Here is a 21,903-nt window from a genome sequence, read left to right as displayed (position 1 = left end):
ACCGACCCGATCAGGAGCTGGTGGTGAGTCACACCGAACACGACACGGCTGAGCCCCAGGCTCAGCGCTTCAACATTTCCCGCTGGGCGCTGGAGCACCGCGCCCTCACGCGCTACCTCATGGTGGTGCTGATGCTGCTGGGTTTTGCGGCCTACTTCCAGTTGGGGCAGGACGAGGACCCGCCGTTTGCCTTTCGCGTGATGGTGGTGCGCGCCTACTGGCCCGGCACCACGGCTCAGCAGATGGCCGAGCAAGTCACCGACAAGATCGAGCGCACCCTGCAGGAGGTGCCTTACGCCGACCGCATCCAGTCCTACACCAAGCCGGGCGAGTCGTTCACGCTGATGGTGGTCAAGGACTCGTCGCCGCCCAAGGAGATCTCCAACCTCTGGTACCAGGTGCGCAAGAAGGTCGGTGACATGCGGGGCACGTTTCCCCAGGGTGTCATCGGTCCTTTCTTCAACGACGAGTTCGGCGACGTCTACGGCAGCATCTATGCGCTGTCGGCCGATGGGTTCACGGAAGAGGAGTTGCGGCAATTCGCCGAGCGGGCTCGCTCGGACATGCTGCGCGTGCCTGGGGTCGCCAAGGTCGAGCTGTTCGGTGTTCAAGCCGAAAAGGTGTTTGTCGAGATCCCGCAGCAAAAGCTGGCCCAGTTGGGCATCGACATGAACCACGTGGTGTCGGAGCTCAACGCGCAAAACGCCATCGAGAGCGGCGGTGTCTACACCGGTGAGCGCCTGACGGTGCAAATGCGCGTCAACGGCGCGTTCCAGAACATCGATCAATTGCGCCAGGTGCCCATTCGCGTCACCAACCCGGCCACCGGGCAGTCGCGCAACCTCAAGCTCGGCGACATCGCCCAGATCCGCCGCGGTTACCAGGACCCGGCCACCGTCAAGGTGCGCCACCAAGGGAAACAGGTCATCGCCCTGGGTATTTCGATGGCCAAGGGGGGTGACATCATCGCCCTGGGCAAGGACCTGAGGACGGCCTCAGAGCGCATCCGAGCCAGCCTGCCGGTGGGCATCGAGCTGGACCAGCTCCAGGACCAGCCGCAGGCGGTGTCTTCTTCTGTGGGCGAGTTCCTCAAGGTGCTCATCGAGGCCGTGGTCGTGGTGTTGGCCGTGAGCTTCATCAGCCTGGGTCTGCACACCAAGCCGCTGCGCCTGGATGTTTGGCCTGGCCTGGTGGTGGCCATCACCATCCCGCTGGTGCTGGCCATGACCTTCTTGGTCATGTACTACGCCAACGTGGGCCTGCACAAGATCTCGCTGGGCGCGCTCATCATCGCTTTGGGCCTGCTGGTCGACGACGCCATCATCGCCGTCGAGATGATGGTCCACAAGCTGGAAGAAGGCTACGACAAGGTGCGTGCCGCCACGGCCGCCTACGACATCACGGCCATCCCCATGCTGACCGGCACGCTGATCACCGCGGCAGGCTTCCTGCCCATCGGCATGGCCAAGTCGGCCGTGGGTGAGTACACCTTCGCCATCTTCGCAGTCACCGCAGCGGCGCTGCTGCTGTCTTGGTTGGTGTCGGTGTACTTCGTGCCCTACCTGGGCCTGCTGCTGCTCAAGACCAAGCCGAAGGTCTCCGAAGGCAACTCCGCCGACCTCTACGACACGCCCTTCTACGCCCGCTTTCGCGCGCTGGTGAACTGGTGTGTGCAGCACCGTTGGGTCACCATCGGTCTGACCATCGCCGCTTTGGTGCTGGGCGTGATGGGCATGGGCAAGGTACAGCAGCAGTTCTTCCCGGATTCCAGTCGCCCCGAGCTCATCGTCGACCTGTGGCTGGAGGAGGGCGCCAGCGTTCGTGCCTCCGAGGATGTTGCAAGGCGCTTCGAGGCCCGCATGCTCAAGGAGCCGGGCGTCAAGACCGTCAGCACCTGGATCGGCAGTGGCCTGCCGCGCTTTTACCTGCCGATGGACCAGATCTTCCCGCAGAGCAACATCAGCGAGGTCGTGCTCATTCCGGAGACCCCGAAAGAGCGCGAACGCCTTCGCAAAGCACTGCCGGAAATCCTGGCCACCGAGTTCCCGGAGGTGCGCGGTCGCGTGCGCCTGCTGCCCAACGGCCCGCCCGTGCCTTACCCGGTGCAGTTCCGCATCGTGGGGGAAGACGTCACGGTGTTGCGCGGCATCGCCGACCGCGCCAAGGACGTGCTGCGCACCAGCCCCGACCTCCACGGTGTCAACGACAACTGGAACGAGTCGGTCAAGGCCATCAGGTTGTCTGTGGACCAGGACAAGGCCCGCGCCTTGGGCGTGAGCTCGCAGTCCATCGCCCAGGCCAGCCGCATCCTGACATCGGGTGCCACGCTGGCGCAGTACCGCGAGGGCGATCGCCTCATCGACATCGAATTCCGCGTGCCGCAATCCGAGCGCCTGACCCTCGAAGCCCTGGACAACGCCTATGTGCCCAGCGCCACGGGTCGCATGATCCCGGTGCTGCAGGTGGCCAAGCCCAAGCTGGTCTGGGAGCCGGGCGTGCTGTGGCGCGAAGGTCGCCATTTCGCCATCACCGTGCAGGCCGACGTCCGCGACGGCGTGCAGGGGCCGACGGTGAGCATGGCCTTGTGGCCCAAGCTGCAGGCCATGCAGGCCGAGCTGCCGCCGGGCTACCGCATCGAGCTGGCCGGTACCGCCGAAGAAAGCTCGAAGGGGCAGGGCTCCATCTTCGCCAACATGCCGGTGATGCTGTTCATCATCTTCACCTTGCTGATGCTGCAGCTGCAGAGCTTCTCGCGCGCCATGCTGGTCTTCCTGACGGGCCCGATGGGCATCGCGGGAGTGGCCATGGCCCTGCTGGCCTTGAACCGACCGTTCGGCTTCGTCGCGCTGTTGGGTGTCATCGCCCTGATGGGCATGATCATGCGCAACTCCGTCATCCTGATCGACCAGATCGAGCAGGACCGCGCCCGCGGCGTGCCGGCCTGGGATGCCGTCGTGGGTGCGGCCGTGCGGCGCTTCCGCCCCATCGTGCTGACGGCGGCGGCTGCGGTGCTGGCCATGATCCCGCTCAGCCGCAGCGTCTTCTGGGGCCCCATGGCCGTGGCCATCATGGGCGGGCTGATCGTGGCCACCTTGCTGACCCTGCTGGCCCTGCCGGCCATGTACGCGGCCTGGTTCAGGGTGCGCCGTCCCGAGGAGGCTGCCACCTGACGGCTGCGGCTGCGCGTTTTCCTTTGGCGCGCCTTGGGCAAAACGTGGCCCGCACCGCAGTAGAATCCCAGGTTCAGACCGAATCACCTGGTTCGCCGGCAGGCGCTTCTGGAGTTTCCAGGGGTGCGCCGACGAACCTTCCGCTGTCTGTGCGCGGGTGGCGAAATTGGTAGACGCACCAGGTTTAGGTCCTGACGCCAGCAATGGTGTGGGGGTTCGAGTCCCCCCCCGCGCACCACAGACAACCCTTTTCTTTTTACCTTTTGCAGAGAGTTCAAATCATGGCGATCACCGTGGAGACCCTCGACAAGCTGGAGCGCCGCATCACGCTGTCGCTGGCAGCCGATGCCCTCAAGAGCGAAGTCGATGCCCGCCTCAAGAAGCTGGCTCGCACCACCAAGGCCGACGGCTTCCGCCCCGGCAAGGTGCCGATGAACGTCGTGGCCCAGCGCTACGGCTACTCCGTCCAGTACGAAGTCATCAACGACCAACTCGGCGAAGCCTTCGCCAAGGCCGCCCAGGAAGCGCAACTGCGCGTGGCCGGCCAGCCCCGCATCGCCGAAAAGGAAGGCGGCCCCGTTGAAGGCCAACTCCAGTTCGACGCCACCTTCGAGGTCTACCCCGAAGTCACCATCGGCGACCTGACCGCAGCCGAAGTCGAGCGCGTGAGCTCCGAAGTCAACGACGCTGCCATCGACCGCACCGTCGAGATCCTGCGCAAGCAGCGCCGCACCTTCGCCCAGCGTCCGGCTGCCGAAGGCGCCGCAGACGGCGACCGCGTCACCATCGACTTCGAAGGCAAGATCGACGGCGTGCCCTTTGACGGCGGCAAGGCCGAAGGCTTCCAGTTCCTGGTCGGCGAAGGCCAGATGCTCGAAGCCTTCGAGAAGGCTGTTCGCGGCATGAAGACCGGCGACTCCAAGACCTTCCCCCTGGCCTTCCCCGAGGACTACCACGGCAAGGACGTGGCCGGCAAGGAAGCCGACTTCCTGGTCACCCTCAAGAAGGTCGAGCAGCAGAACCTGCCCGAGCTGACCGAAGACTTCATCAAGTCCCTGGGTCTGGCCGAAGGCACCGTTGAAGCCCTGCGCGCCGACGTCAAGCGCAACCTCGAGCGCGAGGTCAAGTTCCGCGTCCTGGCCCGCAACAAGGCCTCCGTCATGGAAGCCCTGCTGAAGGTTGTCGATTTCGACCTGCCCCAGTCCCTGGTGGCCGCCGAAACCGACCGCATGGTCGAGGCCGCTCGCGCCGACCTGAAGTCGCGCGGCATCCCCGACGCCGACAAGGCACCGATCCCCGCCGAAATGTTCACGCCCCAGGCCGAGCGTCGCGTGCGCCTGGGCCTGACCGTGGCCGAGCTGGTCAAGGCCAACAACCTGCAGGCCAAGCCCGAGCAACTGCAAGCCCACATCCAGGAACTGGCCCAGAGCTACGAACAGCCCGCCCAAGTGGTGGCCTGGTACATGAGCGACCGCCAGCGCATGGCCGAAGTCGAAGCCGTCGTCATCGAAGGCAACGTGGCTGAATTCGTGCTGTCCAAGGCCAAGGTGACCGACAAGGCCCTGGGCTTCGAAGAGCTGATGGGCCAGCAAGGCGCCTGATCGCCTGACTGAAACCCGCCCTGGCGGGCTTTCAGTTGCGGCTCAGCCCGAGGCACCGGCAATCCTGAGTGATTGCCGGTGCCTTTTGTTTTGTGCAACCTTCTGGGACGCGATCTGAGGATTTCGTCACGGGAAATTCCCTGAGGCTGACAGGCCACTGCGGTGTTTTTCCGCGCTGTTTGCGCGCAACGGAAAAACGACGTCAAGGTAGCGACGCCTTTTCCGGCCTTCGGCGCACCCGCATCGCACGTCATAATGATTTCAACCGAGGTCGATTTCCCCCGGCGGGGGCCTCGCTACCTACGCGTACAAGGAAGCACATGAGCGCACTGGACATTCAAAACCTGGGCATGGTGCCCATGGTCATCGAACAATCGGGTCGCGGTGAGCGCGCCTACGACATCTACAGCCGCCTGCTGCGCGAGCGCGTGATCTTCCTGGTTGGCCCCGTCAACGACGCCACGGCCAACCTGGTGGTCGCTCAGATGCTGTTCCTCGAGAGCGAGAACCCCGACAAGGACATCTCGTTCTACATCAACTCGCCCGGTGGCTCCGTCAGCGCAGGCATGTCGATCTTCGACACGATGAATTTCATCAAGCCTGATGTGTCCACCCTGTGCATGGGCATGGCAGCTTCCATGGGCGCTTTCCTGTTGGCCGCTGGCGCCAAGGGTAAGCGTTTCGCGCTGCCCAACAGCAAAATCATGATCCACCAGCCGCTGGGCGGCACCCAGGGTCAGGCCACCGACATCGAGATCCATGCCCGCGAGATCCTTAAAACCCGCGAGCAGCTCAACAAAATCCTGGCCGAGCGTTCCGGCCAGCCTCTGGAGAAAATCCAGAACGACACCGAACGCGACTACTACATGACGGCCGAAGAGGCCGCCACCTACGGACTCATCGACAAGGTGCTGGAAAAGCGCGGTTGAGCACCACCTCTCCGCAATCCTCTTTTCCGGCCCTTGCCGACACCTGACAGGCCTGCACCATGGCAGACAAAAAAGGCTCTTCCAGCGAAAAAATCCTCTACTGCTCCTTCTGCGGGAAGAGTCAGCACGAGGTCAAGAAACTCATCGCCGGACCGTCGGTCTTCATCTGCGACGAGTGCATCGACCTGTGCAACGACATCATCCGCGACGAAGTGGCGGCGGAGTCCGAGCAGACCAGGCCCTCGCGCGGTGACCTGCCCACCCCCGGCGAAATCAAGGCCAGCCTCGATCAGTACGTGATCGGCCAGGACACGGCCAAGCGCACGCTGTCGGTGGCGGTCTACAACCACTACAAGCGGCTCAAGCACATGGGCTCGGGCGACGGCAAGAAGCCCGACATCGAGCTCAACAAGAGCAACATCCTGCTGATCGGCCCCACGGGTTCCGGCAAGACGCTGCTGGCCCAAACCCTGGCCCGCCTGCTCAACGTGCCCTTCGTGATCGCCGACGCCACCACGCTGACCGAAGCCGGTTACGTGGGCGAAGACGTCGAGAACATCATCCAGAAGCTGCTGCAGAACTGCAATTACGAAGTGGACAAGGCCCAGCGCGGCATCGTCTACATCGACGAGATCGACAAGATTTCGCGCAAGTCCGACAACCCGTCCATCACGCGTGACGTGTCGGGTGAAGGCGTGCAGCAGGCCCTGCTCAAGCTCATCGAAGGCACGATGGCTTCGGTGCCCCCGCAAGGCGGCCGCAAGCATCCCAACCAGGACTTCCTGCAGATCGACACGACCAACATCCTGTTCATCTGCGGCGGTGCTTTCGATGGCCTGGAAAAGGTCATCCAGAACCGCTCGATCAAGTCGGGCATCGGCTTTGGCGCATCGGTTCAGAGCAAGGACGATCGCAAGGCCGGTGAGGTCTTCCGCGAGGTCGAGCCCGAAGACATCATCAAGTTCGGTCTGATCCCCGAATTGGTGGGCCGCCTCCCGGTGGTGGCCACGCTGGGCGAGTTGACCGAAGATGCCCTGGTCAAGATCCTGACCGAACCCAAGAACGCGCTGGTCAAGCAGTACCAGCAGTTGCTGAACATGGACGGTGTCGAGCTGGAAATCCGGCCGGCCGCCCTGGCCGCCATCGCCCGCAAGGCACTGGCGCGCAAAACCGGTGCCCGTGGCCTGCGTTCCATCCTGGAACAATCGTTGCTGGACACCATGTTCGAACTTCCCACACAGGAGGGCGTGCAAAAAGTTGTGCTGGATGAATCCACCATTGAGGAAAACGCCAAGCCATTGCTGGTGTATCGGGAACAGGCCAAGGCCAGTGCCTGAGCGCGATTGAATGCGCTCCGTGGGGCACCGCTGAGAACCTTTTCCAAACGGGTTTTCGCGGTGCCCTTGTGTTTAGCCACTGAGGCCCCAAGTGGGCTTCAGAGAAAGTGAGCCCATCATGTCTGGACACCCCATTCTTCCTTCCGATCCCATCTCGCTGCCGCTGCTGCCGCTGCGCGATGTCGTGGTCTTCCCGCACATGGTCATCCCGCTTTTCGTGGGACGCCCCAAATCCATCAAGGCCCTCGAGTCGGCCATGGAGTCCGGCCGCCAGATCATGCTGGTGGCGCAAAAGGCCGCCGGCAAGGACGAGCCCAAGGCCGACGACATGTTCGACGTCGGCTGCGTCTCCAGCATCCTGCAGATGCTCAAGCTGCCAGACGGCACCGTGAAGGTGCTGGTCGAGGGCGTGCAGCGTGCCAACACGCAATCGATCGACGACAGCGGTGAGTTCTTCACCTCGGTGGTCGTGCCCGTGCCGCCCGAGGCCCAGGTCACGCCCGAAGTCGAAGCCCTGCGCCGCGCCGTGACGCAGCAGTTCGACCAGTACGTCAAGCTCAACAAGAAGATCCCGCCCGAGATCCTCACCTCGATCTCCGGCATCGACGACGCCGGTCGCCTGGCCGACACCATCGCCGCCCACCTGCCGCTCAAGCTCGAAGCCAAGCAGTCGGTGCTCGACCTGGTGACCGTGTCCGCCCGCCTGGAAAAGCTGCTCGAGTTGCTCGAGCACGAAGTCGACATCCTGCAGGTCGAAAAGCGCATCCGTGGTCGCGTCAAGCGCCAGATGGAGAAGTCGCAGCGCGAGTACTACCTCAACGAGCAGGTCAAGGCCATCCAGAAGGAGCTCGGTGAAGGCGAAGAGGGCGCTGACCTCGAAGAGATCGCCAAGAAGATCGAGTCCGCTCGCATGCCCAAGGAGGCGCGCAAGAAGGTCGATGCCGAGTTCAAGAAGCTCAAGCTGATGTCGCCCATGTCGGCCGAGGCCACGGTGGTGCGCAACTACATCGAGACCCTGGTCAACCTGCCCTGGAGCAAGAAGTCCAAGGTCAAGCACGACCTGGCCCTGGCCGAGACCGTGCTCAACGAAGAGCACTATGGCCTCGACAAGGTCAAGGAACGCATCCTCGAGTACCTCGCTGTGCAACAGCGCGTCGACAAGGTCAAGGCCCCGATCCTGTGCCTGGTCGGCCCCCCTGGCGTGGGCAAGACCTCGCTGGGTCAGTCCATCGCCCGCGCCACCGGGCGCAAATTCGTGCGCATGGCCCTGGGCGGCGTGCGCGACGAGGCCGAGATCCGTGGCCACCGCCGCACCTACATCGGCTCCATGCCGGGCAAGGTGCTGCAGAGCCTCTCGAAGGTGGGCGTGCGCAACCCGCTGTTCCTGCTCGACGAGATCGACAAGCTGGGCATGGACTTCCGGGGCGATCCGTCCTCGGCGCTGCTGGAAGTGCTTGACCCCGAACAGAACCACACCTTCGGTGACCACTACATCGAGGTCGACTTCGACCTGTCCGATGTGATGTTCGTCGCCACGTCGAACTCGCTGAACATCCCGCCGGCGCTGCTGGACCGGATGGAAGTGATCCGCCTGGCGGGCTACACTGAAGACGAGAAGGTACACATTGTTCAGACCTACCTGCTGCCCAAGCAGATCAAGAACAACGGGGTGAAGGAAGGCGAGCTGGAGGTGGCTGAAAGCGCCATCCGCGGCATCATCCGCTACTACACCCGCGAGGCCGGCGTGCGCTCGCTGGAACGCGAGGTCTCCAAGATCTGCCGCAAGGTGATCAAGGGCTTTGCGCTCAAGCAGCACACCGAGAAGGTCGTCGTCACCGACGAGAACCTCAACGACTTCCTGGGCGTGCGCAAGTACAGCTACGGCGAGGCCACCAAGGAAAACCAGGTGGGCCAGGTCGTGGGTCTGGCCTGGACCGAGGTCGGTGGCGACCTGCTCACCATCGAAGCCGCGATCATGCCGGGCAAGGGCAACATCATCCGCACGGGTCAGCTGGGCGACGTGATGAAGGAGTCGGTCGAGGCCGCCCGTTCGGTGGTGCGCTCACGTGCTCGCCGCCTGGGCATCACGGACGACCTCTTCGAGAAGCGCGACATCCACATCCACGTGCCCGATGGCGCCACGCCCAAGGACGGTCCGTCCGCCGGTGCGGCCATGACCACGGCTTTCGTGTCGGCGCTGACGGGCATCCCGGTGCGCGCTGACGTCGCCATGACGGGTGAAATCACCCTGCGCGGTGAGGTCACGGCCATCGGTGGTCTGAAGGAGAAGTTGCTGGCGGCTCACCGTGGTGGCATCAAGACGGTGCTGATCCCGGAAGAGAACGTCAAGGACCTCGCAGAGATCCCCGAGAACGTCAAGAGCCAGATCGAGATCGTGCCGGTCAAGTGGATCGACAAGGTGCTCGAGGTGGCCCTGGAGCGTCAGCCGACGCCGCTGCCGGAAGAAGAAGCCAAGGTCGTGGAAGCCAAACCGGAAGCCGCGGCGTCGCCCGTCAGCAACGAGTTGCTCAAACACTGAAAATTTTGAGAGCACGTTGACGAAGGCGCTAAAAACGCGCTATAGTTCAGGTCTTCGCTGATCACGCGCCAAACGCGATCAACGCAAGCGAAGACGGTAGGCTGAAAGAGCAATCTGAAGCCTGCGAAATGCGGGATTAGCTCAGTTGGTAGAGCGATACCTTGCCAAGGTATAGGTCGAGAGTTCGAGTCTCTTATCCCGCTCCACATTCCGAAGGGAAGCCCAAAAGGCTTCCCTTTTTCTCTGGTGAAGTCGATGGCGTGCGCACCTGCCGCCGGTTTTGCTGGATACTCTCAACACCCTGGCGCGGTAGCAAAGCGGTTATGCACCGGATTGCAAATCCGTCCAGCCCGGTTCGACTCCGGGCCGCGCCTCCAGAAAAACGAAGCCCCACTCGCTCGCGCTGGTGGGGCTTTTTGTTTGGGCACCTCGGTGCCATGGGCGTGTTGGTGCCCCGAGCCGGGGTCGAACCGGCACGCTGCCTTTCAGCAAGCGGCGGATTTTAAGTCCGCTGTGTCTACCGATTTCACCATCGGGGCCTGGGCGGCAAGTGTAAGCCGGCCAGGTGCAACACCCGCCTGCTGGACCTGGCGGCCCACCGCAGGCGGGGTGTCGCGTCACGACGGCGATGAAAACTTGCAACACCTTGCCAAAGCCGAGAATTTCGATGTATAGTTGCGTTCTTCGCTGATCGCGACACCAGACGGGATCAAGGCAAAAACTGAAAAGTTCAGCCAAGCGAGCGTTGCAAAGCTCTGAGTTGTTGCAACACATGCGGGATTAGCTCAGTTGGTAGAGCGATACCTTGCCAAGGTATAGGTCGAGAGTTCGAGTCTCTTATCCCGCTCCAAATTCGAAGGGAAGCCCGGTTTGACTTGGCTTCCCTTTTTTCAAGCTCTGGCGCGGTAGCAAAGCGGTTATGCACCGGATTGCAAATCCGTCTAGCCCGGTTCGACTCCGGGCCGCGCCTCCAGAATCAACAAAGCCCCACTCGCTCACGCTGGTGGGGCTTTTTTGTTGGCTGAGGCCAGAATTGGCCGCCTCCAGCCGCTGTAATCCGGCTCAAGCCCCCACGGCCCTTTGCCTAGCATCGACACATCCCCCATGGCGCCTGCCAAGGGGGCAGAACAGGACGTGTGTCGATGGACCGAAGCCGAGACGATCAGTTGATGCGCCAAGGGGCAGGGCAGCCGCCGTTGGCCGCCAGTGCGTTCGAGCAGGCGCTGGCGCAAGCCCGCTCGGGTCAGATGCCCTTGATGAGCTTGCTGGAGGTGGCGCAGCGCCCCGAGGTGGTGGCGCGTGCCGAGCTCGTGCGCGACCTCTATGAGGCCTGGCTGGCCAACACCCAGTCGCCGCAACGCCACATCGCGCTGTTCAACCACGGCACGGTGCTGGGCGGCATGGGCGAGCACGTGGCCGCCGAAGCCGCTTACCGCGAGGCCTTGCAGCTGGCGCCAGGCTTCATGCAGGCGCACCTGAACCTGGGCCACCAACTGGAGCACCAGGGCCGCCATGACGAGGCCTTGGCTGCCTGGGACATGGTGCTGCAGCTCTCGGCGCAGCAAGGCCAGGCAGGGCAGCAGGTGGACCTGGAGCTGCCGCTGCACGCCCTGAACAATTCCGCGCGCATGCTCGAGCAGCAGCGCCGCTACGACGAGTCCGAGGCCGCGATGAAGCGCAGCCTGCTGCTGCAGCCCGATCAGTCGCGGGTCATCCAGCACCTGGTGCACATCCGCCAGAAGCAGTGCGAATGGCCGGTCTACGCACCCGTGCCTGGCGTGACGCCCTGCGCGCTGCAGTTGGGCACCTCGCCCTTGGCCATGCTGGGCGCCAGCGACGACCCGGCCATGCAGCTGCTGGCCGCGCGCACCTTCGTGCACGAGCGCGTCAAGCCCGTGACCACCAAACTGGCTGCCCCGGTGCGCCAGCGTCCCGGCAAGCTGCGCCTGGCCTTCCTGTCGGGCGACCTGTGCATGCACGCCGTCGGGCTGCTGACGGTCGAGCTCATCGAGCTGATCGACCGAAGCCGCTTCGAGACCTTTGCCTATTGCTGGAGCCGCGAGGACGGCAGCGCGCTGCAGGCCCGTATCCGTGGATCGCTCGATCACCACGTGCCCGTGGCCAGCCTGAGCGACGAGGCCGTGGCGCGCCGCATCGCTGCCGACGACATCGACGTGCTGATCGACCTGCAGGGCCTGACCTCGGGCGCGCGCGCCGACATCCTGAGCTGGCGTCCTGCGCGGCATCAACTGACCTACCTGGGCTTTCCGGGCACCACGGGCCTGCCGTCGATTGACCGCGTCATCGCCGACCGCTTCGTGATGCCGCCCGAGCTGCTGCCCTACATGACCGAGCGGCCGCTCTACCTGAGCAAGTGCTTCCAGTCGAGCGACCGCCAGCGCGTGGCATCCGAGCCGCCCACGCGGGCGCAGTGCGGCCTGCCCGAAGAGGGCTTCGTCTACTGCTCGTTCAACAACAACTTCAAGATGGGGCAGGCGCTGTTCCAGCTGTGGATGCGCGTGCTGGCGCAGGTGCCGGGCAGCGTGCTGTGGCTGCTGGCCGACAACCGCTGGGCCGAGGCCAACATGCGCGCCGAGGCGAGCGCCCATGGCGTGGACCCGGCTCGGCTGAACTTCGCGCCGCGTGTGGCACCAGCCGACTACCTGGCCCGCTTCACGGCGGCCGATTTGATCCTCGACACCTTCCCCTACAACGCGGGCACCACGGCCAACGACGTGTTGTTCATGGGCGTGCCCATCCTGACCTGCTCGGGGCGCACCTTCGTGTCGCGCATGGCGGGCAGCCTGTTGCACGCGGTCGGCCTGCCCGACCTGGTGACCGACAGCCCCGAGGCCTACGAGCGCATGGCGATCACGCTGGGCCGCGAGCCGGCGCGCGTGGCCAGCCACCGCCGCTACCTGGCCGAGCACCGGTTCCAGACCCCGCTGTTCGACACGCCGGGCCTGGTGCGCGACCTTGAAAACCAACTCGAGGCCCTCGTGGCCGGCACCCTGAGCGAGGGCTGAGGCCCCACAGCGACGACGTGACGCGACGGAGTTCTACTTGACGCAGCAGGACAGCGCCCCCCCCACCGAGCTGCCGGCCGACACCACGGTGCCGCCTGGCAACACCGAGCCCGCGCCGGGCACGGCGGCGGATGCGCGCGCGGAAGACCCGCTGCTGGACGCGCTGCTGTGGCTGTGCCGTCACCATGGGCGCGAGCGCACGGCGGCTTCCTTGTTGGGCGAAACCGGTTTCACCTCGCCGCTGATGCCGACCAACGCGGTGCGCGTGATGCGCGACGCGGGGTTCCAGGCGGCCATCGTCAAGCGCGAGCCGCACCAGATCCTGGGGCTGCTGTTCCCGGTGGTGCTGCTGCTGCGTGGTGGCGAGGTCTGCATCCTGGTGCGTCGCATCGAGTCGGATGCGGCATCGCCTGGGCAGGAACGTTATGAGGTGGTGATGCCCGTGGAAGGCATCACCATGGAGGCGGCTGCGGCCGACCTGCTGGTCGAGTACACGGGTTTTGCGCTGATGGCCTCGCCCACGGCCAGCGAGACGGTGCACCGCGACGGCGAGTTCACCGAGCCCGATGGCCACTGGCTGTGGCACACGCTCAAGCGCTTCATGCCGTACTACCGCTCGGCGATGATCGCAGCGCTGCTGACCAACGTGCTGATGCTGGTCACAGGTCTGTTCTCGTCGGTGGTGTTCGACCGCGTGATCCCGCACCAGGCGCTGGTGACGCTGTGGTCGCTGGCGGCCGGTGTGTTCGTGGCCCTGGTCTTCGACCTGCTGGCGCGCCAGTTGCGCAGCCACTTGCTTGACCTGGCCGGCAAGAAGGCCGACCTGATGCTGGGCAACATCCTGTTCAAGAAGGCATTGAGCCTGCGACTGGAGAACCGGCCCGATTCGTCGGGCAGCTTCACGCACCAGCTCACGCAGATCGAGACGGTGCGCGACTTCAGCGCCTCGGCCACGCTGTCGACGCTGACCGACCTGCCGTTCGTGTTCCTGTTCATCGCCATGACCTTCATCACCGCGGGCCCGCTGGGCTGGGTGCTGGTGATCGCGGTGCCGGTGCTGCTGGGGCTGTCGTGGCTGATCCAGGGTGTGCTGGCCAAGCTGCTCAACGCCAACGTCAAGCAGCACGCGGACATGCAGGGCGTGATGGTCGAGGCCGTGGAAGGCATCGAGGACATCCGCGCTGCGGGGGCCGCCGGGCACTTCCTGCGCCGCTATGAAGAGGCCAACGCCGCGGCGTCGCAGTCGAGCGTGCGGGCCAGGGCGCTCTCCAGCTGGGTCAACAACGCTTCTACGGTGTCGCAGCAACTCATCACGGTGGTGATGCTGGTGTGGGGCGTGCACCTGGTGCACGACGGCGTCATCACCGGTGGCGCGCTGATCGGCTCGGTGATGTTCGCGGGGCGTGCGGTGGCGCCACTGGGCAGCGTCATCAGCCTGGCGACGCGCTACCAGGGCGCGCGCGCGGCCTTGCGCATGCTCGACCGCATCATGGGCCTACCTTCGGAGCGCGTGCCCGACCGGCCCTACCTGCCCATGCCCAAGCTGCGCGGGCAACTGGCCTTGCGCGAGGTGTCGTTCGCCTACCCCAAGGGCGCGCACGACCACGCGCAGTCGGTGCTCAAGGATTTGAACGTCAACATCCTGCCGGGCCAGCGCGTGGCCATCCTGGGCAAGATGGGCAGTGGCAAGTCGACCGTGCTGCGCTTGCTGGCCGGGCTCTACCAGCCGACCGACGGCATGGTCGAGGTCGATGGCCTGGACCTGCGGCAGGTGGACCCGACCGATTACCGTGCCCACGTGGGCTTCGTCGCGCAGGAGCCGCGCCTGTTCACCGGCACGCTGCGCGACAACGTCATCCTGGGCCGAGCGCATGCAGACCCGCGCCTGCTGGCCTCGGTGCTGCAGATGACGGGCCTGGACAAGGTGGTGGCCAACCACCCCATGGGTCTGGACATGCAGGTGGGCGAGGGCGGTTGCATGCTCTCGGGTGGCCAGCGCCAGCTGGTGGCCCTGGCGCGCTGCCTGATCACCAAGCCCGCGGTGCTGCTGATGGACGAGCCGACCAGCGCGATGGACGCGCAGGCTGAGGTGGACTTCGTGCGGCGCCTCTCGGGCATCTTGCCCAAGCGCACCTTGGTGGTGGTCACGCACCGGCCGGCGCTGCTGGAGCTGGTGGACCACGTCATCGTGGTGGACTCGGGCCGCGTGGTGGCCAGCGGGCCCAAGGCCCAGGTGATGGCGGCGCTCTCCGGGCGCCAGCCGGTTTCGCCGGTGGCCAGCCCGCAGGGTGGGGCGCCAGTGGGTGCCGCTGCGGCGGCTGGTGCGGCGCCCGCTGCGGTGGCCGCAGGCGCCACGCAGCCGGCACCCACCGCACCGCGTCCGCAAACGGTGGCCGCAGCGGCGCAGGCGCAGCCCACGCCGCCACCAGGTCCGCCCGATCAACCAGATGAGTCCTTCGTCGACTTGTCTGACCCACCGTACCGGGTGCCATCATGAAGATGAGGCTGCCCGGTTTCGGTCGCAAAAACCGCTCGCCGTCCTCGGGGCGTTTCTTCCCCGGGGACGAGCAGTTTCTGTCTGGCGTGAGCCAGGCCCGCATGGCCGAGGGCACGCCGCGCGCCAACTGGGTGCTGTGGCTGATGGCCGGTTTCGTGGCGCTGACGGTGTTCTGGGCCGCGACCGCGCGCGTGGACATGATCACGCGCGCCGAGGCCAAGGTCGTGCCCGATGGGCGCGAGCAGGTCATCTCCAGCCTGGAAGGCGGCATCCTGCGTGAGCTCAAGGTGCGCGAGGGCATGGTCGTCGAGAAGGGCCAGGAGCTGGCGCAGCTCGACCCGACGCGCGTGGAGGCCGCCCAGCAAGAAGGCCAGGCCAAGCGCCTGGCGCTCAAGGCCATGATCGCGCGGCTGAGCGCCGAGGCCACGGGCCGGCCTTTGAAGTTCCCGCCCGATGTGGCCAAGGACGAAACCCTGGTCGAAGGCGAGCGCGATGCCTTCGATGCCCGGCGCTTCTCGCTGGACGAGGCCGTGGCCGTGAACAGGCGCAACCTGGGCTTGCTGCAGCGCGAGCTGCGCATGTCCGAGACCCTGGCGAGCCGGGGCTTGCTGTCGGACGTCGAGGTGATGCGCCTGCGCCGCCAGGTCAACGACCTGATGCTGCAGATCCAGGACCGCACCAACCGCTTCAGGCAGGACGCCAGCAGCGACCTGGTCAAGGCCCGCACCGAGCTGGCCCAGATCGAAGAGCAGATGGTGGTCAAGCAGGACGTGCTGCAACGCACCTCGCTCAAATCTCCCATCCGAGGCGTGATCAAGCACATCAAGGTGGCGACGATCGGCGGCGTGGTGCAGGCGGGAGCGCCCATCATGGAGATCGCACCGGTGGGCGCGCAGCTGCTGGTCGAAGCGCGGGTCAAGCCGGCGGACATCGGTTTCGTGCGCCTGGGCCTGTCGACCCTGGTCAAGCTCAGCGCCTACGACTACTACACCTACGGCGGCCTGCAGGGGCGCATCGACTACATCAGCCCGGACGCGCTGACCGAAGAGGGCAAGGCCGCGTCGGCCGACACCAGCTACTACCGGGCGCTCATCCGCACCGAGCTGTCGACCCTCCAACAGCACGGCAAGCCCCTGCCGATCATCCCTGGCATGACGGCGAGCGTTGAAATACGCACCGGAGAACAGTCTGTTCTCCGCTATTTGCTCAAACCCATGCTGCGATACAACGAAGCCTTCACAGAGAGGTGAAGGCCATGCGCGCTCATCGACGTTCCCCGCAGCTGTTGTCCACGCTGGCCGCTGGCTTGTGCCTGTGGTCGGGCCTGGCGCTGGCCCAGACAGGTGGCCGCTGCAACGACCTGTCCAACTCGGAGCCACGCGGCATCCGCGAGCCCGTGCCCCTGAACCAGGGCGAGGCCGCTCCGCTGGACCCCCAAAGCAGCCTGCAACTGCTGGTGCGCGAGGCCGTGCGCCGCAGCCAGGAGGTGGGGGCGTCGCGCTTGCTGGCCGAAGCCGCCGGGTTCGACCTCGATGAGATCCGCGCCGGTCGCCTGCCCCAGGTCAGCCTCAACGGTTTTCTGGGTGCTGGCGGCACCTACGGTGATGGCGTGAGCAAGACGGCCAATGGCGCGCGCGCCACCGTGGGCGTGAACGTGTCCGCGCCGCTGTACGACTTCGGCCGGCTGCAGTCCCTGATCGACTGGCGCACGCGCCTGGCCGACGCCGCCAAGCTGGGCGAGAACGTCAGCCAGGAGCGCGTGGCGCTGGAGGTGGTCAACACCGCGTTGGAGCGCCAGCGCTACCGCCTGCAATCGCAGGTCTACCAACAACAGGTGCGCAAGATGGGCTGCCTGGTGGACGCGCTGGAACAGATCGTGGCCGCCGACAAGGGCCGCACCAGCGAGCTGGTGCAGGCGCGCAAGTCGCTGCAGCAGGCCGAACTCTCGCGCGACCAGTCGGTGGCGCTGGTGCGCCAGGTCGAGTTCACGCTTCGCAAGTTCGTGGGCGAGCAGGTCTCGCTCAACGACAGCTTCGTGGGCGCCTTGATGGCCACGCCCGACCTCGGCGAGGTCAACCGCCTGATCGAGCGCCACCCCGAGGTGCTGCGCGCGCGCCAGGAAGCCGAGGCGCTGGACAGCTACGCCGAGGCCGTCAAGGCCGGCCAGAAGCCCCAGCTGAACTGGCAGTTCTCCGGCAACGGCGGGCGCAGTGGCGAGCAGACCGTGCGCGGCTGGAGCGCCGGCGTGTCGGTCAACGTGTCGCTGTTCAACGGTGGCGCGCAGGAAGCGGCCTCGATGGCGGCCTACAAGCGCGCCCAGTCGGCCCGCGCCGGTTTGAGCCAGACCGTGTTGGACCGCCAGACCCGCGCCGCCCAACTGCACGACGCCGCACAGACCTCGATGGAGCGCGCGCGCCGCTACGTGGCCCTGCTGCGTGACACCGAGAAGGTGCGCCTGGCCACCTTCCAGCAATGGTCGCAACTGGGCCGCCGCTCGCTGTTCGACGTGATGTCGGCCGAGACGGACCACTTCTCGCAGCGCGTGGCCTACGTCAACGCGCTGATGGACAGCGCCCAGTCCAACGCCAGCCTGCGCTCGGTGGGCGAGGGCCTGATGAGCTGGGCCCGCCCATGACGAAAAAACACCTCCTGGTCGAAGGCTGGCGCGGCGTCAACCACTCCATCGCCCTGGTCAACCAGCACCAGCTGCTGGAGCTGGTCAGGCGGCCCACGCTGCGCCTGTCGCACCGCGACCGGCCCTTTGCCATCGCGAGCTGGAACCGCCAGGCCAACGCCAGCGGCTTCACGCCCGAGGACATGGCCCGCATCGACGCCATCCCCGAGCCGGGCGACGAGCGGCCCGACGTGGTGCTGAGCTTGTCCTCGCCGATTGCGCCGGTGCGCCAGGACGGCGTGCGGCAGCTGACCTTCATGGTCACCGAGCTGGGCCTGGGCGAGAAAAGCTTCGAGGGCGGCGCGCCCGACCGCGCGGCCCTCACCGCGGCCTACACCGCTGGCGGCAACCGCATCGTCACGCCCACGAACTGGTCGCGTGACCGGCTGGTGGACTTCGGCTTTGACGGAGACGGCATCGAGGTGGTCAGCCACGGCGTGCGCATGGCCACCTTTCACCCGCTCAGCCGCGAAGAACGCGCCACCAACCGCGCCAACCTGGGCCTGCGTGACGACGAGTTCGTCTTTCTGAACCTCGGCGTGGCCACCTGGAACAAGGGTCTGGACCTTCTGCTGATCGGCTTTGCGCGTGCGCGCCAACGCCACGGCCACCTGCGCCTGATCCTCAAAGACCAGCGAGACCTCTACGGCCTGTCGATCGAGCCGGTGATCAAGGACGTGGTGCAGCGACACCCCGCGCTGTTCACCGACAGCGTGCTCAACGCCATCATGGTGGTGCCGGGCAACCTCAACCCCGCCGAGCTGCGCCTGCTCTACGGCGTGGCCGACTGCTACGCCTCGCCTTACCGTGGCGAGGGCTTCAACCTGCCGGTGCTCGAAGCCATTGCCTGCGGCACGCCGGTGGTGGTGACCGACGGCGGCGCCACCGACGACTTCGTCAGCGACGAGGTGGCCATTCGCGTGGCCAGCCGCCCCGGCGACCAGCTCGACGCGCAAGGCCGCGTGGCCGGCCGTTACCGCGAGGTCGACGACGAAGCCTTTGTGCAGGCCTTGCTGGCGCACGTCGACGGCTGGCGCAGCGCCCGCCCGCGCCTGCAGGACCACTGCATGGACCTGGCGCAACGGTTTTCCTGGGCCCGCGCCGTGGACCGGCTCGAAACCCTCATTGGCCGCGACGACTGAGCGCGACCTTCACCCCAACCCAGTTTTCTCCGACCGGAGCCCACGATGAACATGAACGAGATCCGACCGCTGACCCAGCAGGACGTGCTGGAAGCCCTGGACCTGCTGCGGCCCTGGGCCACGCGGCGCACACCGAAGGTTCGCGTGGGCAACGACTACGACGGCGGCTACGTGCTGCCGGCCGTGGCGCTGCAATGCGATGTGGTGCTGTCCATCGGGGTGGGGCACGACGTGAGCTTTGACCACGTGATGGCCGAGCGCGGCGCGCGCATCCTGCAGTTCGACCACACGGTGGAGGGCCCGCCGACGCCGCACGCCAACTTCATCTTCGACAAGAAGGGCTGGGCGTCGGAGACCTTCGGCGACTTCGTGAGCTTTGCGGAGATGGTGCGGCGCATGGATGCGCTGCAGCCCAAGCGTGCTTTGCTGAAGTTCGACGTGGAAGGCGCGGAGTACGAGGCCTTGCCGACGGTGGCCGATGCCGACCTCAAGCGCTTTGACGTGATCGCTTGCGAGCTGCACGACCTGGGCAAGTTGGCGGAGCCGGCTTTCCATGCGCGGTTTCGGCAGACGATGGAGAAGATGCTGGTGAGCCATGTGCCGGTGCACTTGCATGCCAACAACTACGCGGGGGTGGTGCTGGTGGAAGGCGTGCCGATGCCGTCGGTGATCGAGCTGAGCTTTTTGCGGCGTGACCTGGACAGCTTCCCTTGCCGATCGAACGAGCCGATTCCGGGGCCGTTGGACAGGCCGAATCACCCGGGGCGGGCGGACATTGTGATGAACCCGTTCTGATTGGTTTTGATGCTGGCGAGGGCTGTTGGGCCTTCGCGAGGTGAGGGGGCCCTGCCTGGTTGGTGGGGCCTTTTTGTTTTTGTCCTGGCGTGCGTGGGGTGGGGCGCTTTGTCGGGGCAGCGCGGGGCGGCGCTGCGCCGGCATCGGCTCGGGCGCCAAGCGGGTGGTCATGCCTGCGGCATGACTGCCCTGCGGTGCTCGCGGCAAGGTGGGGCCTTCGAACTCGCTGCGCGCCCTTTGGGCGCTCCGCTCAAACAACTCAGGCCAGCTAGATGACGAAGCGCGCTGCGCGCGCCCACCTTGCCGCTGCGCTCCTCGGCACCCGCAAGGCGCCCGAGCCGATGCCGGCTTCGCGCTTTGTGCCCCGCTGTGGGCTTGCGGTGGAGGTGTGGCGCGTGGGGACTCCACATTTTGGGTGGGTTGGTTTAGGCTATCCCCAAGTCCCCACATAAAAATCCATTGAGAGCCAATGTTTGTGCAGGCCGATCATTTGCAGCTAGCTCGCGATTGTGGTCTTCTTGTTTGGTTTGATATTGGTTTTGTTGGGCGTTTTTGGAAATTTTTATTATGGTGTGAGAAGTGCAAGATAAAAATATGCTCATCCAACACCTAAGAAAGCAGATGGGCTTTCTCAAGCGATCCTGTGCCAGCTTTGATGAGGGCTTTTGTGACGAGGCTGTCAGAATCGCAGTCGTTCTAAGGGTACTCGTGCACGACACAGCGAGGTCGACATCACTATTTACTCAATTGGGTATCAATGACCTCCATCTAAGAACAACCTGCTATCTTCTTGAGGATAATGTTTTTCACTTCACTGGAGGCTTAAGCACCACGAGGTTGATGGTTTCTGAAGATGGGTCGTTTAATTCTTTTCATATGCCAAACCTGGACACGCGCGAGCCGAAGCAGTTGCTTATGCCGTGGAAATTATGGGGGCAGCAAACCATTTATAGATTAAATGGGAAAAATATTTCTAGAATGCAAATCGTGCTGGGGGCAGCCAACAAAGACGGGGGGGCTCACGTAGATGAGAGACTCACCCCAGAATATGCTGCTCTTCGAGATGGGGTGGTTAATATATTTTTTCATATGGACGAAAAGGAGGTGGGTGGACCTGTGCCTTATGGGCATCTCTGCGATCTTCGGCAAATGGGTCACGAAATTCTTACTACTCCGCAGCTATTGGAATTTCTGTAGCCTGCCTTTAATGGGGGTGGTGTCTTCGTATCGTTTTTGTGAACAAGGTTAATTTGGCTGTCTGTGCCTGATATTCCGGTTTGACTGAATTTTAAGCACGGTGTGCACAGCGAGCGGTACAAATTGGGCAACGCGTACTACTTCCATGTGAACCGCTAGAAATTCACCACACTGTGTTTTCGCGTAGAGGCCTGATGGGATGTGGCACGGGCGCCGTCGCCACCGCGGGTTGCACCCACGCTCAGCGTACGCCCCTGAACTTTGGTGTGGGCTGCGCGCTATTTTGCGACAGCACCCCTGCGCCAACACCCACCCGCCAGTCTTTTCCGGACAAGATCCGAGTAATTTCAGACAAACGCCGAGCTCCAACACCCGTTCACGCCCCATCGAGGTGCATTCACCGAGCTCCGAGCTCGGCGTGCCACCCCAAGAGCTCGGCTCACCGAGCAAAACACTCGGCGCGCCACCCAAAAAGCGCCATGCGCCACCGAAAAAGCTTGGCGCCCCACCCAATCAGCTCGGCGCACGCTGCCCAAGCGGCCAACCGCCGCGCCACCACCGCCCCCCACCGCCCCCCACCGGCCGCAGTCAACCACCGGCCCCCAAAGCCCAACCGCACGCACGACAAAAACCACCGCACGCCACCAGCGAGGCGAAAAAGGGCGGAGGCGCTGTGCGGGCGGGCGCCTGGGTGGCGCCGAGGAGCGGAGATTCGATCAGGTTGCCCCTTGGCGCAGCCAAGGGGATGGCGAGGACTGTTTGAGCCCCTGAAGGGGGCGAGTTCCGCAGCCACCTGAGCGAGTCGAGCACCGCAGGGCAGTCCTGCCGCAGGCAGGACCGTCACCCTTGAAGCCTGCCCGCCCGAGTTCGACACCAAAATGCCGATTTCGCATTTTTGGTGAAGCCGTTTCCATGTGAATCAACGACTTATGCACATTTTTGCGGAAGTTTTGTAGTGGCAACTGCATGAATGCTTTGTAGTGGCGCAATTGGGGT

The 21,903-nt window shown here is 64.8% G+C and carries 13 protein-coding genes and 6 tRNA genes; 17 read left to right on the top strand and 2 right to left on the bottom strand.

Annotation, left to right across the window (positions count from 1 at the left end; genetic code table 11):
- Nucleotides 1-23 precede the first annotated feature (23 nt).
- From ABG80_RS18620 to ABG80_RS18585, 8 genes are all read left to right on the top strand, one after another.
- Entirely contained in the window at nucleotides 24-3,170 is a 3,147-nt protein-coding gene (locus tag ABG80_RS18620; RefSeq protein WP_058089193.1) for an efflux RND transporter permease subunit, read from the top strand.
- 151 nt (nucleotides 3,171-3,321) lie between these two features.
- Nucleotides 3,322-3,408 (top strand) — tRNA-Leu (locus ABG80_RS18615).
- 43 nt (nucleotides 3,409-3,451) lie between these two features.
- A complete protein-coding gene (gene tig / locus ABG80_RS18610; protein WP_058089069.1) occupies nucleotides 3,452-4,771 on the top strand; it encodes a trigger factor in 1,320 nt (439 codons plus the stop codon).
- A 320-nt stretch (nucleotides 4,772-5,091) separates the two neighbouring features.
- Nucleotides 5,092-5,700 (top strand): ATP-dependent Clp endopeptidase proteolytic subunit ClpP, encoded by a 609-nt coding sequence (gene clpP / locus ABG80_RS18605; protein ID WP_058089068.1) that lies wholly within the window; start codon nucleotides 5,092-5,094, stop codon nucleotides 5,698-5,700.
- 59 nt (nucleotides 5,701-5,759) lie between these two features.
- Nucleotides 5,760-7,037 (top strand): ATP-dependent Clp protease ATP-binding subunit ClpX, encoded by a 1,278-nt coding sequence (clpX, locus tag ABG80_RS18600; protein WP_058089067.1) that lies wholly within the window; start codon nucleotides 5,760-5,762, stop codon nucleotides 7,035-7,037.
- Nucleotides 7,038-7,155: 118 nt separating this feature from the next.
- Nucleotides 7,156-9,576, top strand: coding sequence for an endopeptidase La (gene lon, locus ABG80_RS18595; RefSeq protein ID WP_058089066.1), 2,421 nt, complete (start codon nucleotides 7,156-7,158; stop codon nucleotides 9,574-9,576).
- 130 nt (nucleotides 9,577-9,706) lie between these two features.
- A tRNA-Gly gene (locus ABG80_RS18590) sits at nucleotides 9,707-9,782 on the top strand.
- Between the two features lie 97 nt (nucleotides 9,783-9,879).
- A tRNA-Cys gene (locus tag ABG80_RS18585) sits at nucleotides 9,880-9,953 on the top strand.
- A gap of 70 nt (nucleotides 9,954-10,023) precedes the next feature.
- Here the strand turns inward: ABG80_RS18585 and ABG80_RS18580 are convergent.
- A tRNA-Leu gene (locus ABG80_RS18580) sits at nucleotides 10,024-10,115 on the bottom strand.
- 235 nt (nucleotides 10,116-10,350) lie between these two features.
- Between ABG80_RS18580 and ABG80_RS18575 the strand changes: the two genes are divergently transcribed.
- The 9 genes from ABG80_RS18575 to ABG80_RS22160 all read left to right on the top strand — a co-directional run bounded on the left by ABG80_RS18575 (nucleotide 10,351) and on the right by ABG80_RS22160 (nucleotide 20,907).
- Nucleotides 10,351-10,426: transfer RNA gene (locus ABG80_RS18575), tRNA-Gly, on the top strand.
- Between the two features lie 49 nt (nucleotides 10,427-10,475).
- Nucleotides 10,476-10,549, top strand: a tRNA-Cys gene (locus ABG80_RS18570).
- A 169-nt stretch (nucleotides 10,550-10,718) separates the two neighbouring features.
- On the top strand, nucleotides 10,719-12,602 hold the full coding sequence (locus tag ABG80_RS18565; RefSeq protein ID WP_058089065.1) for an O-linked N-acetylglucosamine transferase, SPINDLY family protein: 1,884 nt from the start codon (nucleotides 10,719-10,721) through the stop codon (nucleotides 12,600-12,602).
- 37 nt (nucleotides 12,603-12,639) lie between these two features.
- On the top strand, nucleotides 12,640-15,099 hold the full coding sequence (locus ABG80_RS18560; protein WP_058089064.1) for a type I secretion system permease/ATPase: 2,460 nt from the start codon (nucleotides 12,640-12,642) through the stop codon (nucleotides 15,097-15,099).
- Nucleotides 15,096-16,349: an HlyD family type I secretion periplasmic adaptor subunit gene (locus ABG80_RS18555; protein WP_235513952.1), complete on the top strand. Its 1,254-nt coding sequence runs from the start codon at nucleotides 15,096-15,098 to the stop codon at nucleotides 16,347-16,349. The genes ABG80_RS18560 and ABG80_RS18555 overlap by 4 nt, the downstream gene beginning before the upstream one ends.
- Before the next feature lie 5 nt (nucleotides 16,350-16,354).
- Nucleotides 16,355-17,734 (top strand): TolC family protein, encoded by a 1,380-nt coding sequence (locus ABG80_RS18550; RefSeq protein ID WP_152987748.1) that lies wholly within the window; start codon nucleotides 16,355-16,357, stop codon nucleotides 17,732-17,734.
- Nucleotides 17,731-18,915, top strand: a complete 1,185-nt coding sequence (locus ABG80_RS18545) for a glycosyltransferase family 4 protein (protein ID WP_058089061.1) — start codon at nucleotides 17,731-17,733, stop codon at nucleotides 18,913-18,915. Before ABG80_RS18550 ends, ABG80_RS18545 begins: the two co-directional genes overlap by 4 nt.
- Nucleotides 18,916-18,960: 45 nt before the next feature.
- The gene (locus ABG80_RS18540; protein WP_058089060.1) at nucleotides 18,961-19,710 is read left to right on the top strand and encodes an FkbM family methyltransferase; all 750 of its coding nucleotides are present in this window, start codon (nucleotides 18,961-18,963) and stop codon (nucleotides 19,708-19,710) included.
- A 594-nt stretch (nucleotides 19,711-20,304) separates the two neighbouring features.
- Nucleotides 20,305-20,907 (top strand): hypothetical protein, encoded by a 603-nt coding sequence (locus ABG80_RS22160; RefSeq protein WP_160322605.1) that lies wholly within the window; start codon nucleotides 20,305-20,307, stop codon nucleotides 20,905-20,907.
- A 716-nt stretch (nucleotides 20,908-21,623) separates the two neighbouring features.
- On the opposite strand, the gene ABG80_RS23650 is transcribed toward ABG80_RS22160, so the two are convergent.
- The coding region (locus tag ABG80_RS23650; protein WP_235513951.1) for a hypothetical protein at nucleotides 21,624-21,903 on the bottom strand (280 nt) is incomplete at its 5' end.

Source organism: Aquabacterium parvum (assembly GCF_001447195.1).
GTDB classification, from domain to species: Bacteria; Pseudomonadota; Gammaproteobacteria; order Burkholderiales; family Burkholderiaceae_C; genus Aquabacterium; species Aquabacterium parvum.
Note: the sequence above shows the minus strand (reverse complement) of the source record. Positions and strands in the feature narration are given on the sequence as shown.

Excerpts from the sequence above, each read along its gene's own strand:
- tig (WP_058089069.1), top strand. The coding sequence starts at position 3,452 with ATGGCGATCACCGTGGAGACCCTCGACAAGCTGGAGCGCCGCATCACG.
- clpP (WP_058089068.1), top strand. The coding sequence starts at position 5,092 with ATGAGCGCACTGGACATTCAAAACCTGGGCATGGTGCCCATGGTCATC.
- clpX (WP_058089067.1), top strand. The coding sequence starts at position 5,760 with ATGGCAGACAAAAAAGGCTCTTCCAGCGAAAAAATCCTCTACTGCTCC.
- lon (WP_058089066.1), top strand. The coding sequence starts at position 7,156 with ATGTCTGGACACCCCATTCTTCCTTCCGATCCCATCTCGCTGCCGCTG.
- ABG80_RS18565 (WP_058089065.1), top strand. The coding sequence starts at position 10,719 with ATGGACCGAAGCCGAGACGATCAGTTGATGCGCCAAGGGGCAGGGCAG.
- ABG80_RS18555 (WP_235513952.1), top strand. The coding sequence starts at position 15,096 with ATGAAGATGAGGCTGCCCGGTTTCGGTCGCAAAAACCGCTCGCCGTCC.
- ABG80_RS18550 (WP_152987748.1), top strand. The coding sequence starts at position 16,355 with ATGCGCGCTCATCGACGTTCCCCGCAGCTGTTGTCCACGCTGGCCGCT.
- ABG80_RS18545 (WP_058089061.1), top strand. The coding sequence starts at position 17,731 with ATGACGAAAAAACACCTCCTGGTCGAAGGCTGGCGCGGCGTCAACCAC.
- ABG80_RS18540 (WP_058089060.1), top strand. The coding sequence starts at position 18,961 with ATGAACATGAACGAGATCCGACCGCTGACCCAGCAGGACGTGCTGGAA.
- ABG80_RS22160 (WP_160322605.1), top strand. The coding sequence starts at position 20,305 with ATGCTCATCCAACACCTAAGAAAGCAGATGGGCTTTCTCAAGCGATCC.